At 67.9% G+C, this 12,829-nt stretch carries 13 protein-coding genes; 8 read left to right on the top strand and 5 right to left on the bottom strand.

All coding sequences use genetic code 11. From position 1 onward, the window contains the following. Positions 1–99: 99 nt before the first annotated feature. On the top strand, positions 100–1,350 hold the full coding sequence (locus tag G1H10_RS02820; RefSeq protein ID WP_163732399.1) for an FAD-dependent oxidoreductase: 1,251 nt from the start codon (positions 100–102) through the stop codon (positions 1,348–1,350). Positions 1,351–1,401: 51 nt separating this feature from the next. Here G1H10_RS02820 and G1H10_RS02815 read toward each other — a convergent pair whose 3' ends face one another. Both G1H10_RS02815 and G1H10_RS02810 read right to left on the bottom strand, forming a co-directional pair. Continuing rightward, positions 1,402–2,385 carry a phosphotransferase family protein gene (locus G1H10_RS02815; protein ID WP_163732396.1) on the bottom strand — a complete coding sequence of 328 codons (984 nt, stop codon included), beginning with the start codon at positions 2,383–2,385 and terminating at the stop codon, positions 1,402–1,404. 433 nt (positions 2,386–2,818) lie between these two features. Further along, positions 2,819–3,133, bottom strand: coding sequence for a DUF2470 domain-containing protein (locus G1H10_RS02810; RefSeq protein WP_163732394.1), 315 nt, complete (start codon positions 3,131–3,133; stop codon positions 2,819–2,821). A 136-nt stretch (positions 3,134–3,269) separates the two neighbouring features. Between G1H10_RS02810 and G1H10_RS02805 the strand changes: the two genes are divergently transcribed. After that, positions 3,270–4,826 (top strand): DUF7059 domain-containing protein, encoded by a 1,557-nt coding sequence (locus G1H10_RS02805; RefSeq protein WP_216852839.1) that lies wholly within the window; start codon positions 3,270–3,272, stop codon positions 4,824–4,826. Positions 4,827–4,839: 13 nt separating this feature from the next. Here the strand turns inward: G1H10_RS02805 and G1H10_RS02800 are convergent, their stop codons facing one another. Further along, positions 4,840–5,841 carry a helix-turn-helix domain-containing protein gene (locus G1H10_RS02800; RefSeq protein WP_174264019.1) on the bottom strand — a complete coding sequence of 334 codons (1,002 nt, stop codon included), beginning with the start codon at positions 5,839–5,841 and terminating at the stop codon, positions 4,840–4,842. A 71-nt stretch (positions 5,842–5,912) separates the two neighbouring features. On the opposite strand from G1H10_RS02800, the gene G1H10_RS02795 reads away from it, so the two are divergent. Then, complete coding sequence (locus G1H10_RS02795; RefSeq protein ID WP_163732388.1) at positions 5,913–7,157, top strand: YbfB/YjiJ family MFS transporter; 1,245 nt, start codon at positions 5,913–5,915, stop codon at positions 7,155–7,157. Here the strand turns inward: G1H10_RS02795 and G1H10_RS02790 are convergent. Then, the gene (locus G1H10_RS02790) at positions 7,120–7,584 is read right to left on the bottom strand and encodes a MarR family winged helix-turn-helix transcriptional regulator (RefSeq protein ID WP_163732386.1); all 465 of its coding nucleotides are present in this window, start codon (positions 7,582–7,584) and stop codon (positions 7,120–7,122) included. The two genes, G1H10_RS02795 and G1H10_RS02790, sit on opposite strands and share 38 nt — an antisense overlap. 110 nt (positions 7,585–7,694) lie before the next feature. Between G1H10_RS02790 and G1H10_RS02785 the strand changes: the two genes are divergently transcribed. Further along, positions 7,695–8,618: an SDR family NAD(P)-dependent oxidoreductase gene (locus G1H10_RS02785; RefSeq protein WP_163732383.1), complete on the top strand. Its 924-nt coding sequence runs from the start codon at positions 7,695–7,697 to the stop codon at positions 8,616–8,618. Continuing rightward, on the top strand, positions 8,615–9,067 hold the full coding sequence (locus G1H10_RS02780; protein WP_163732380.1) for a MaoC family dehydratase: 453 nt from the start codon (positions 8,615–8,617) through the stop codon (positions 9,065–9,067). The genes G1H10_RS02785 and G1H10_RS02780 overlap by 4 nt, the downstream gene beginning before the upstream one ends. Positions 9,068–9,098: 31 nt before the next feature. Here G1H10_RS02780 and G1H10_RS02775 read toward each other — a convergent pair whose 3' ends face one another. Continuing rightward, positions 9,099–10,103 carry an NAD(P)-dependent oxidoreductase gene (locus tag G1H10_RS02775; RefSeq protein ID WP_163732376.1) on the bottom strand — a complete coding sequence of 335 codons (1,005 nt, stop codon included), beginning with the start codon at positions 10,101–10,103 and terminating at the stop codon, positions 9,099–9,101. A 209-nt stretch (positions 10,104–10,312) separates the two neighbouring features. On the opposite strand from G1H10_RS02775, the gene G1H10_RS02770 reads away from it, so the two are divergent. The 3 genes from G1H10_RS02770 to G1H10_RS32240 all read left to right on the top strand — a co-directional run bounded on the left by G1H10_RS02770 (position 10,313) and on the right by G1H10_RS32240 (position 12,688). Then, on the top strand, positions 10,313–10,669 hold the full coding sequence (locus G1H10_RS02770; protein WP_163733273.1) for a MerR family transcriptional regulator: 357 nt from the start codon (positions 10,313–10,315) through the stop codon (positions 10,667–10,669). A gap of 119 nt (positions 10,670–10,788) precedes the next feature. Beyond that, positions 10,789–11,802 carry a M28 family metallopeptidase gene (locus G1H10_RS02765; protein ID WP_216852837.1) on the top strand — a complete coding sequence of 338 codons (1,014 nt, stop codon included), beginning with the start codon at positions 10,789–10,791 and terminating at the stop codon, positions 11,800–11,802. A gap of 115 nt (positions 11,803–11,917) precedes the next feature. Continuing rightward, positions 11,918–12,688 carry a CAP domain-containing protein gene (locus G1H10_RS32240; protein WP_216852836.1) on the top strand — a complete coding sequence of 257 codons (771 nt, stop codon included), beginning with the start codon at positions 11,918–11,920 and terminating at the stop codon, positions 12,686–12,688. Positions 12,689–12,829 lie beyond the last annotated feature (141 nt).

Raw genomic sequence — 12,829 nt, 5'->3', positions numbered from 1 at the left:
GGATCGCAGCAGGGGCTGTCCCAGGGCCGACACCCATGTCAGGAACTCGGGTCACGGGTCAGATACCACGACGCGCCGACGGTCGATAAGGTCGGCGGGGTGACGGAACCACACCTCTCTTCTTCGGCACGCGCGCAGGACGGCGGGGAGGACGTCGGCACCGCACAGGATGCCGTGCTCACCGAACCTGCCGGGAGCAAGGTCGATGGCGTCTACGATCTCGTGGTGATAGGCGCCGGTCTGATGGGCGCATGTACTGCCTGGGCGGCCGGGCGCCGCGGGCTGCGCACGGCTGTCCTGGACCAGTTCGAGCCGGGCCACCCCCACGGCTCTTCCCACGGCACGTCACGGATCTTCCGCCGTGTCTATCCGGATCCCTTCTACGTCGAGCTCACCGCCCACGCGGCGGACAGCTGGCAACGGCTCGAGGATGACACCGGCGTCGTTCTACGACGTTTCACCGGAGCGGTCGACCATGGCCCTGACCGCGAGCCGCACCGCCTCGCCCAATGGCTGTCCGACGCGTCCGTGCCGCATGAGCTGCTCAGTGCTGAGGAGGCCGGCAAGCGCTGGCCGCAGATGAGGTTCACCACGGACGCGCTCTACCATCCCGACGCCGGGGTCCTGGACGCTGACCTCGCCGTGGTATCGGCCCTGGCCCGGGCGTCCTCGGACGGCGTCGACGTGCACACGTCCGCCAAGGCGACGATGGTGGCGCCGGGCGGGGACCACGTCGTCGTGCAGGTCATCATCGGCGATGAACGTGTGCCGCTGCGTACCAGGCGGGTCGTCCTGGCCGCCGGGCCATGGAACCAGCCCTGGCTGGCCCGGCTGCTGGGCAAGTCCGCCCCGGCACTGACCGTGACGCAGCAGCAGGTGATGCATTTCCGGCAACGGGAGCCGGCCGAGGACTGGCCGGTCATCGTCCACCGCGACCTCGCCCGCACGGATCTGGAGGGCATCGGTGTCTTCGCCCTGCCGGCCGGACGGGCGGCGCCGCGCGCGGTCAAGGTCGGCGAGCACGGTCACGGCACGGTCACCACCGCGGAGGGTCGGGACGCCCAGGTCGATCCCGCATCCGTCGAGCGGCTGGTCCGCTACGTCGACGAGTTCCTGCCGGGGCTGTCCCCCGAACCATTTCTGAAGCTGTCCTGCCTCTACACGCGGACGCCGACGGAGGACTTCGTCATCGATACCGTGGGGCCCTTGGTGGTGTGCTCGCCCTGCTCCGGCCATGGGGCGAAGTTCGGCGCGTATATCGGCGAACTGGTCACGTCGATGATCACCGGCGACGGCTCACCGCCCGACCGCTTCACCCTCCGCGCCCACGCATCTGCCCCGGCACCGTGACGCCGGAGCTGCCGTTCGTCCCGTTGACGTGATCGCCCGTGCAGACCGACGCTAGAGACGGCGAGCGACTCCGGCGAACATGCGTTCCGCTTCCGAACGGCAGAACTCCGGCAGCGTCGGCAGTCCGGGTGGGGCGGGCTGCTGCGCACGCCAGCCCTGCGCGACAGCGAAGAGCAGCAGAAGGTCGGTGACGGCGTCCTCATCGGCACCGACGTCAGCCATGCGCACATCGAACTCGGGTGAGTCGGCCCAGGACAGCGCAAGGAAGAACGGATCAGCCCAGGCCGGACCGAGCCGGGCCATGCCCCAGTCCAGAATCGCCACCGTGTTATCGGGACGGATCAGCAGGTTGTCGTCACGGAGATCGCAGTGGCACAGGGTCGCCGGTTGCCGCGAGGTCGTCCCCTGTTCCTCGCCCGGTGCCGGGCTCACGTGCAGCCGTCGCGGCAACGAACGCGTGCGCTCATGAAGCTCGTCGACCCGCGACACCGCCGAGTCCGGGAGGAAGTGGCCCGGCTGCTCCACCACGTCCGCCCAGCGGGCGAGCCATCGCTGAGCCGTCTCGGCCATCGTGGGGAGCGTCAGCCCGTCCGGCGCGGGGGTAAGCTCGTCGACTTGTTCGAGCACGGTTGCCCAGACGGCGTCGGCGTCCGCCCGATCGGACAGGTCCGGGTGCCGCCCTTTGACGTCTTCGAGCATGAGCGCTACCCAGTCGCCGTCGTCGTACGTCGCTATTGGTTCCGGCCGGTACGGCACGGACGGCAGCCTACTGAGCAGCGCGATCTCCTTGCGGAACAGATTCGGTGTGTCCGGGTTCAGCTCGGAGCCCACGGCCTTGACGAAGGCTCTCCGGCCGCCGACGGTCGTCAGCCGCGCGGCGCACCCCGGCGACATCCCCCCGCGCTGGCCGGCCGCTTCCGCCACGGCGCCGCCCAACGCGATCTCGGCCCAGGCTTTGACTCGATCAGGTATGTCGGCGAAGTCCCGCCGCACGCCCACCGCCCGCGGCTCGGCAGCGCGTCCGTCAGTCTTCACATCGCTGACAGGGCCGCGTCCGGACACATCACCATCGTCTCGGATCCGCCGTCGGTCCGCATGCCGATTCTCGTCCCGCACGTCACCGTGCGTGCCGCATGTCACCGTACGTAATGCATGTCACCGTACGTACCGCGTTGCGGGCCGAATCCGGCTCTTCGCGATACGTGTGGTGACATGCGGTACGAACGGTGACAACGACGTGTCGGCGGCCCCGCCATATGTACGGACGAGCTCCGCCGGCATCAGACAACCTGCCACACCGCCTCGATAGGAGCCAGAACGAGTCCGTCGTCGGTGACCGCCAACGGCCATAAAGTGACCGTTGTAACGGACACTTTATGACCATCGTAACGGACACTTTATGACCACCTGGACGGCCACTCTGTGCCGTGCAGGGCAGCGATGCCCCTTCTGATCCGCCCGGAGTCAATCAGTGTTCGGCCGCCGCCCTTGGCGTCGTGCCCTGGGCCTCTGCGGCCTCGCGATACATCCGGACGAACTCCTGCCGGATCTGCGGCCGCTCGGACAACCGCTGGCTCCACGACACTCGGACCGTTCGCTCCTCACCGCCGACGGTGACGGTGAAATCCACGCCATCACCGTCCAAATACGCGACGACGGCTTCCGTCGCGTCGGGAACGCCGCCCAAAGACCGCACGATCAGCAGCGAATCGTCGTCGTGGTCCTCGTTCATGTGCCGCGCGACCGCTTCAATGACGTCGGGCGCGAACGGGTTCTCGCTCATCTGGCCACCTTACACAGAGCTAAGGCTTACCTTACCCTTCGCGTACAAATCGCTTCAGCGAACGACATTGCGGCTGCTACCGCGACCACAACGCATGTCGTAGGACGCTGCACCGATCTGAGCCACAATGGCCAGCGTGACTGATGACTCAGCCAGCCCGGCCCACCGGCCCGCGACCGACCCGTCTGTTCCTCCCGCCCTACCGCTGCCCGGCCTCGCTGACGACGACGTCGCTCAGCTACGCCACGCCCTGGCCGAGGCGCGGTACACGGTCGATGCGGTCCACGACCTCCTCGGGGACCGGGCCGCTGCCGCGCTCAACCGCAACCGCACGATCCCCGGCCGGCTGAGACTCGACGCCGACCGTTCGGCGCTCGCCCTGCTGACCAGGCTGTGGCGGTTCCAGCGTGCGGTCCCGGTATCCGAGGTGCGGCGCCTGTTGCCGCTGGAAAGCCTGGTCGACGGCGGAATCCTGGCCGCCGACGGGGACCGTGCCTGGGCGCTGGTCGACATCCGGCCATACGCCGACGACGCCGGAGATTGGTGGGTCGCCGCGGACCTCACTCCCGGGCTGGACGGCCGTTCCGCTGCGTTACCCGTGGACCACGTCCTGGGTCTCAACGGCGCCTCGAGCACGCTGGCACAACTGACGATCCGCCGACCGGTCGCCCGCGCACTGGATCTCGGGACCGGCTGCGGGGTCCAGGCCCTGCATCTGGCCCGGCACTGCGACACCGTCGTCGCCACCGATGTCAACCGCCGAGCGCTGGCGATGGCATCGCTCACCGCTCGGCTCAACGGAATCGAGGTCGACGTCCGGGAGGGAAGCCTCTACGCGCCCGTCGCGAACGAGCGCTTCGATCTGATCGCCACCAACCCCCCGTTCGTCGTCTCGCCGGGCGGGCGCTACGTCTACCGGGACAGCGGTCTGGCCGGCGACGAGGCGAGCCGTCGCGTCGTCGTCGAAGGCGCTTCCCGGCTCGGCGACGGCGGAATGCTGCAGTCCCTGGCCAACTGGATGCACATCCGTGGCCAGGACTGGCAGGAGCGCGTCGGGGCCTGGGTCGAACAGACCGGCTGCGACGCATGGGTAATCCAGCGTGAGGTTCAGGACCCGGCCGAATACATCGAACTCTGGCTGCGCGACTCCGGCGAGACCGGCAGCCCCGGGGACGACCAGATGTACCGCGACTGGCTGGCATGGTTCGACGAGAACGGTGTGGAGGGCATCGGTTTCGGCTGGATCAACCTGCGACAGTCCGGGGCGGATAGTCCGACGGTGCGCATCGAGGGCTGGCCGCACGCGGTGGAGCAGCCGCTGGCACCCGTCATCGGCGATTGGTTCGACCGGGTCGATCGGCTTCGCATCGACGACGACGCGCTGCTCGATCTGCATCTCACCGTCGCCGACGACGTCGTCCTGGAGCAGATCGGGCAGCCCGGGGAACAGGACCCGGAGCACCTCGTCCTGCGTCAGCACCGCGGCATGATGCGTGCAGTGCAGAGCGGCACCGCGGAGGCGGGATTCGTCGGCGCCTGCGATGGCACGCTACCCGTGGGAGCGATCATCGACGCCCTCGCCGATGTGCTCGACGTCGACGGCGGACGTCTGCGGGGGCAGGTGCTCCCCCGGGTACGCACGCTGCTGCAGGACGGTTTCCTCAACACCGCCGACGGGCGTCCTGCCATGTGAGGGCGTGTGGCGCTCACGGTGCGGGAGGCGGCGTCGGCTCCGTCGGCTCTTGCGAGGACGCTCGGAAGGCGCGCCGGTAGGCCGACGGCGACGTGCGCATGGCCCGGGCGAAGTGATGCCGGTAGGTGACCGCGCTGTCGAACCCGACCCGGGCGGCGATCTGCTCCACCGGCGTGTCCCCGTGTTCAAGGAGGGGAAGACTGGCTTGCACTCGCTGTGCGATCAGCCACCGGATCGGGCTGGTTCCGGTGGCACGCGTGAAGTGTCGCAGATAGGTCCGCGGTGACATCGCCGCCTGCCGCGCGAGCGTCTCTACCGTCATAGGCCCCGCGAGCCGTCCCAGTGCCCACGACATGCTGGCGGCGATCCTGTCGTCATGCGGGTCGGCCGCCACCGGCGCCTCGATGTACTGGGCTTGGCCGCCGTCCCGGTGCGGCGACACGACCAAACGCCGCGCAACGGTGTTGGCCGCGGCCGCCCCGTGATCACGGCGGACCAGGTGGACGCAGAGATCCAGGCCGGCAGCGCTTCCCGCGCTGGTCAGAATGTCACCCTCGTCGATGTACAACGGCGTGGGGTCGACCTCGATCCGGGGGTACCGGCGGCGGAGGATGTCGGCGTAAAGCCAATGGGTGGTGGCTCGCCGCCCGTCCAACAAACCCGACGATGCGAGCGCGAAGGTGCCGGTGCAGATCGACACGATGCGGGCGCCGCGGTCGTGGGCACGACGCAACGCGGCCGTCAATTCAGGGCTTGCTTCGGCGTCGACGTCGGAGACGCTCGGAACGATGACCGTGTCCGCCGAGGCGAATGTGTCGAGCCCATGTGGTGTGCGAAGCACCGCCCCTCCGACGACGTCCACCTCATCCGGCCCCTCGGCACAGATGGTCAGCCGGTAGGCGGGGGCGTCCGGCCACTTCACGCCGAAGACTTCGGTGACGATGCCCAACTCGAAGGCGGACATACCCCGGTAGGCCAGCACGGCGACATGGTGGAGCGACGCCTTGTCGATCATGGCGTAATCTTATCGTATAGTGACGCGTGCGCCACTGGTGGCGTCATGTTCCGTCACGAAGCATGGGGTGCATGCCACACGCCGCCGCAGAGCCGGTTTCCCCAAGCTCGTATCGGCATCCGTCAGCAGCACGTCGGCTGAGCCTCGCCGGGCTTGCCGCGGTCGGGGTCTCCTTCGGATTCGCCCGCTACGGTTACGGCCTGTTCCTCCCGGATATCCGCGCCGAGTTCGACCTGCCGTTGTCCGTCGTCGGCATGATCGGAAGTGCCACATACGCCGGTTACCTCGGCGCTCTGCTCCTGGTGGGCCTCTGTGCGGCCAGAGTCGGCCCGCGAGTTCTGGTCACCATCGGCGGCTGCTCCGCAACGGCCGGTATGGCCATCGTCGCGCTCGCTCAGCAGTGGCCCTGGCTCGTCGCCGGCCTGGTACTCGCAGGGACGAGCCCCGGCTGGGTATGGGCGCCCTTCTCCGACGCCGTCGACCGGGCGCTCCCCCCGGGGCGCCGCGAACGAGTTCTCGCGCTGATACCGAGCGGGACAGCGTTCGGCGTCGCCGTCGCCGGACCGCTCGCGATGGTCATGTACGGAACCGCATGGCGGTATGCGTGGCTGGTATTCGCGATCGGAGCGTTCGCCGCGACCGTCTACAACGTCCGGGTGCTTCCTTCCGGCCCGGCCGCGCCCGCCCGGGAACGCCGAGCGGCGGCGCTCAGCCTCAGCTGGTTCGCCCGCCGCGGAGTTGCGCCGCTCGCGCTGACCGCGCTGTCGTACGGCTGCACGGGCTCTGTCTACTGGTTACTGGCGGTCGACACGATAACCGCCGCCGGCGTGAGCGGCGGCGGCAGCCGCACTGCGGCGGTGTTCTGGACGATCACCGGCGTCGCTGGGATGACAGGCGTGGCCACCGGTGCGGTATTCGCCAGGCTGGGCCTGCGCCGTTCCCATGTGCTGATCTTCAGCCTGCTGAGTGTCGCTGCCGCGCTGCTGTGGGCTGCACCTGGGACTCCACTCGGGGTGGGCTTGTCCGCCATACTGTACGGCCCCAGCTTCATGGCCGGGTCGGCGCTGCTCGCGGTCTGGAGCTACCAGGTCTTCCCCGAACGACCCACTGCCGGATTCAGCGCGACTGTCTTCTTCCTCGGCGTCGGCACCATCGCGGGCCCGGCGACGGCCGGTGTCCTCGCCGACCGGCATGGTGCCCAGGCAGCCCTGCTGGCGGCTGCGATTCTCGCCGCTGCGACGTGCTCCACCGCTCTGCCCAGCGCCAAGGGCGCTGGACCTAGGAGGCTGCGGCGACGGGCGTCACCGCGGCCGTGACCACTCGACGCAACAGGTCGCGCAGCACAGTTCTCTCGTCCTCGGTCAGGGACGCCAACGAAAGTTCCGAACTGCCTTCAGCGGCAGCCCGCGCCTGAGCGTACAGCTGACGTCCAGCTTCCGTGGGCGTGATCAAGCGTGTTCGACGGTCCCGTTCATCCGGCACCCGCTCGACCAGGCCGCGCTCTTGCAGGTCGTCGGCGAGCGCGACGATCTGGCTGGGGTCGAGGCCGAGGAAATCCGACAAAGCCCGCTGCGATATCCCGCCCGTGTCGCACGCCGCTGACAACACCGAATACTGGCGCACGCGCAGGCCAAGGTCGGCCAGCGCCTCGTTGGTGCGACGGACGGTGATCCCGCTGCTGCGCGCCAGCAGGTACCCAACGTCGTCCAGCAGATGGAGTTCACCATCCCCGCTCTGAGACATGCGAACGCCTTTCGTGTGTGGAGCAACTAGATGAGGTTATCAATGATTGACAGTTTCAACTATTTGCTTCTACTGTTGAGGCCACAGTAGGACGGCGGAAAGGACATGACGTGGACCTCACCGGCAAGGTCGCGGTCGTGACCGGCAGCGGGCGCGGTCTCGGTTTCGCGTACGCCGCGAAGCTGGCTGCACTCGGCGCTCAGGTCGTCGTCAACGACGTAGACTCCGACGCCGCCAAGGCCGCTGTCGATGCGATCACCGGACGCGGCGGGACGGCGGTGGCGCACGTGGGCGCGGTCGGTACCGCCGATGTCGCGCAAGCCCTCGTCGATCAGGCTGTATCCGAGTTCGGCCGGCTGGACGCCATCGTCACCAACGCCGGAGTCCTCCGCGACAAGGTGCTGTGGAAGATGACCGATGACGACTTCGACACCGTCGTCGGCGTTCATCTGAGAGGCACCTTCACCTGTGCCCGCGCCGCCGCGGTCCGATTCCGCGAACAGGGCGACGGCGGCAGGATCATCTGCATCGGTTCACCCACCGGGCAGCGCGGAACGTTCGGGCAGACCAACTATGCCGCTGCCAAAGCCGGGATCATCGGCATGGTTCGCACCTGGTCGATGGAGCTCGCCCGCGCCGGCGTCACGGTGAACGCCGTCATCCCGGTCGCCGCCACGGCGATGACCGAGACTGTTCCGTTTCTGCGCCCCTACGTCGACGCCGCCAACAACGGAGATCCGCTGCCGGCGTTCGCGCGCCGAGCGTTGGCTTTCGGCACACCGGACGACGCAGCGGGCATCGTCGCCTTCCTCGCCTCGGATGCCGCCGCGGGCGTCACCGGGCAGGCCATCGGCGTCGGCGGTGATCGGCTTTCCCTCTGGTCCCACCCGCAGCAGGTGGTCGCCGGATACGCGGACGGCGGCTGGAGCCCGGAGGCGATCGCCGACGCGTGGCCGACCGTGTTCGAGCCGCATCAGCAGAGCGTGGGAGAGCAGTTCCCGACTCCTCCGGACGACGCGGAAGGAACCCCATGACGACCACCGTCAGTTACGCCGAGCTGCCTGAACTCATCGGCCGACATCTCGGCCACAGCAGCTGGCTGAGCATCGAGCAGAAACGCATCGACACCTTCGCCGACGCCACCGACGACCACCAGTGGATCCATGTCGATCCGGAGCGAGCCAAGGCTGGACCGTTCGGAGGAACAATCGCCCACGGTTACCTGACGCTGTCGTTGATCATCCCGTTGTGGTCTGAGTTGCTCGAGGTGCACGGCGTGACCACGAAGGTCAACTACGGGTTGAATTCCGCGCGCTTCCCGGCACCGGTTCCAGCCGGCGCACGCGTCCGGCTCGGCGCCACCGTCGCGGACGTCACTGAGGTGACTGGGGGTTTCCAGCTCGCGGTGGATGCCACCATCGAGGCGGAGGGCATCGCCAAGCCCGTCTGCGTCGCGCAGCCGGTGTTCCGGTTCTACGCCTGACGCAACAGTCCCGACGTACCCCGCGGACGCGTCATGCCTTGCTGGTCTCCACTGTCGACGGAGTGCCATCGCGGGAGTTCCCAGTGTCCCGTCGACCGGGATCGTCGCCGTCATCGCCTGGCCTGTGGGGCCGAAGCACTTCGGTGACGGCTGAGATCTCCTGGTCTCCGTAACCTAGCTCCGATGCCCGGCGTACGCGATCCCATGCCGCATCTTGCCAGGCGACGTCGACGCCGGTCTCACTGGCGAACTCCTGCTCGGCCGCTGCGACGCTGAGGAAGAGGTCGATCGAAGACGACGCGTCGCTGTAGTCGCGCCGGTCGATCTGGTCGGCCAGACCGGGCAGCAGGTTCTTGATCATGTCGAGCCACTTCTCGGTGTAGCCGACCATGCTCGCCGCCGCCAGCCCTCGACTCTGCAAGGCCGCCGCGCCTTGGAAGAAGCCCATCAGGGTCGGCAGCAGGAGCCCGCCCACCGCCATCTCGTAGAAGGCTGCGAGGTCGGGTTCTTCTCCGAGATAGACCGTTTCGCCGCCCAGCACACGGAGCGTCGCGGCATGGTCGGCGAACACGGCCGGGTCGCCGCTGTATGTCAGCAGAGTCTCTGGTTGGCCAATGGCCCCGGGCACATCCTTGATCGCACCGGCCAGGAATCGTGCACCCCATTCGGTCGCCAGCGCGGCCATATCGCGCGCCCCGGCAGGGGAGCCGGTATTGAGCGTGACGAGGTCACGTCCCACCAATTGCGACGCCGCCGGTTCGAGCGCAGCTCGGGTCTCGTCGAAGCCGGTAAGGCAGGTGACGATGAGCGGGCTGGCCGCAACGGCGGCCGCTACCGTCGTCGCCTGGCTGGCGCCCTCGTCCGCCAGCGGTGTCGTCTTCTCGGCCGTGCGATTCCACACAGTCGTCACATGGCCTGCCCGAAGGAACGCCCGCGCCAGCGCAGCGCCCATTGAGCCGAGTCCGATGACCGTGACAGGACGGCGGCCTCCATCAGCAGCGGCAGTACTCCGGTTGGAGGTAGACAGGTCGGTCATTCCGGATCTCCTGCGATCGTCGAACGTGCGTCTTTCCGAAACAGCTGCACCATGGCTGCGTAGCTGTCCTCTCCAGACCCGCAGCCGCTACGCGGTCGGCCAGAGCCTTCACTGCTCAGCAGTGGTCGAGCCCTGCGTTTCGTTGAATTGGAAGACATGACGGCATCATCAACGTTGATACCGGTGTGAAGGTCAAGAGCGCCGGGCGAATGCGGATCGGTGAGCTGAGCGAGCGAACCGGCGTGGCGGCCCATCAGTTGCGCTATTACGAGTCCAAGGGTCTGCTGGAGCCGAAACGCGCAGGCAACGGATACCGTGAGTATGATGACGACTCAGTCCTGCGTGTCGCCCAGATCCGGCGACTCCTCGAAGCGGGGTTGTCGACGGACGACATCAGCTACGTGCAGCCTTGCGTAAGCGGTGAAGCGCCCGAGCTCGAGCCGTGCGACGAGCTGTTGACCACGCTGCAGGCGCGGCTCGCAGAACTGGACGAGCGGATCGGTGACCTCAGTCGGTCACGGCAGGCGCTGAACGAATTCATCGCGGCCGCCGAGCGCCGCCGGTGAAGAACACGCGATCAACCGCCATCCCGTTTCTACAAGGTCCTCTACGGTCGAGCGGGCGGACAACTTCCAGTTCTGCGCACGCTTGCACGTGGACGGCTCGGCGAGGTGCTATGGGATGTGTGCGCAGATCGCTGACCCTCTGGGGCGTCGTAGCGGCCGCGGTGCTCGTCACGGCCTGCAACGGTGACGACGACGGCTCGTCGTCTCCAGCCGGGACGACGCCTGCGGAGCAGGAGTCCCCGACGACGTCACCGCCGACGACGCCCCCGACTCCGACGTCGAGCCCAAGCCCGACACCGACGCCGACCCCTACCCCCACGCCGGAACCGGTCATGTTCGACGCCGACGCCGCATTCGACACGATCGAACACCTTGCCGGTGAGATCGGACCCCGGGAGGGAACCTCCGACGCGTTCGCCCGCGCTGCGGACGACATCACCGATCGGTTCGAAGGTCTCGACTACGAGATCTCGCACGTCCAGGTGCCCGTGCCCGCCGGCAACTCCTGGGGCGTCGACGTCGGAGAAGGCGAGTCCACCAACGTCATCGCCGACCCACCGGGTTTCGATCCGGATGAGGCGCACGTGATCATCGGTGCGCATCTGGATACGGTCCCGCAGGCACCGGGCGCGGAAGACAACGCCTCCGGCGTCGCCGTCATGATGGAGCTGGCGCGCATGGCCAGCGTCGAAGCGCCACCGGTGCCGGTACGGTTCATCGCATTCGGTGCCGAGGAGCCGCGCGGCGAGGGCGACGATATGCATCACTTCGGATCCCAGCAGTACGTGGCGGACATGCCCGCGGATCAGCAAGAGGCGTTGGTGGGCATGGTCTCGCTCGACCGCGTCGGCGTCGCTGCGGATCACGTCCCGATCTGTACCGGCGGGACCGGCACGACGCAGCTCCGGGATGCGTTGATCGAAGCCGCGGAGTCGATCGACGTTCCAGCCGAGGCTTGTGAGAACCGGGCGAGCGACCATTGGTCCTTCGAGAAGGCCGAACTCCCGTCCGCTCGGCTCGGCAGCGTCCCTTACGAGGCATACCACTCACCGGACGACGTTCCGGAGGTGGTCGATACCGATCAGCTCGATCTGGTCGGCCGGACGATGTGGGCCTGGTTGACGTCGCTATGATCAGCCGCGCGCACAAACCGCTCCAAAGGCGGCCATACGACGTTTGACGGGCGGCGTAAGGCGGGTATGCGTGCCCTAGTCCTGGTCGTCTCATCGCGTCGGAGGTAGCGCTGGCATGGTCTCCCGGTGCTGCCGTCGAATCGCCCTGCTCATCGTCGTCGGCAGCGCCGTCGTGGCATGCGCGGAGGCAGAGCAGACCACCACGCTGGGCGATGTCGGGCGGCCCGCCGCCACCGTTCAGGCCGACGAGTTCGCGGCCATGCACGACCGGTCACCGACGCCTGAGCAGAAGCCATCTGCGACGGTATCGCCGCCGCCGGACGACCCTTCTACCAAGCCCGAGCAGCCCACAGCGACGCCGACGGCCACACCGACCGGCGAACCTCCTGAGGACCAAGACCCGGACGAAGAGGAACCGCCACCGCCGCCAGACGACGACGAGGAACCGCCAAAGGACGACGAGGACCCGCCGGAGTCCGACGAACCAGCGCCGCAGCCGCCCGGCCTGGACGACATGGAAGATCGCGTCGTCGAACTCACCAATGACGAGCGACGTGCCCATGGCTGCGAGGACCTTCACGTAGACGACCGCCTGCACCAAGCAGCGCAGTCGCACAGCGATGACATGGCGGAGCGGAACTACATGAGCCACACCAGCCCCGAGGGGGAAGGCCCCGGAGACCGAGCGGAAGCGGCGGGCTACCCGCGTTGGTCAGGCGAGAACATCGCCATGGGATACACCACTGCCGAAGCCGTCGTCGAAGGATGGATGAAGAGCGAGGGACACCGCGCGAACATACTCAACTGCGAGTCGGCGGCGATCGGCGTCGGCGTGGCCGAGGGCGATGACGGCATCTACTGGACACAGCTGTTCGGTTATGAGTAACAACGGCCCAGTTGTACCGCACGATGCCGACGACCAGCGCGAAAGGCGCGGGCATCGGTGAAGCCGCGGCACACCCCGGCGTATAGCAGCACTTCACGCCCAGTCATGGGAACTTGCTCTGCGCAGCGGAACTGAGCAGAC

The sequence above is a fragment of the Phytoactinopolyspora halotolerans genome (assembly GCF_010550675.1).
In the GTDB taxonomy this organism is placed as follows: Bacteria; Actinomycetota; Actinomycetes; order Jiangellales; family Jiangellaceae; genus Phytoactinopolyspora; species Phytoactinopolyspora halotolerans.
The sequence above is the reverse complement of the archived record's forward strand: the minus strand, read 5'-3'. Positions and strand labels throughout refer to the sequence as shown.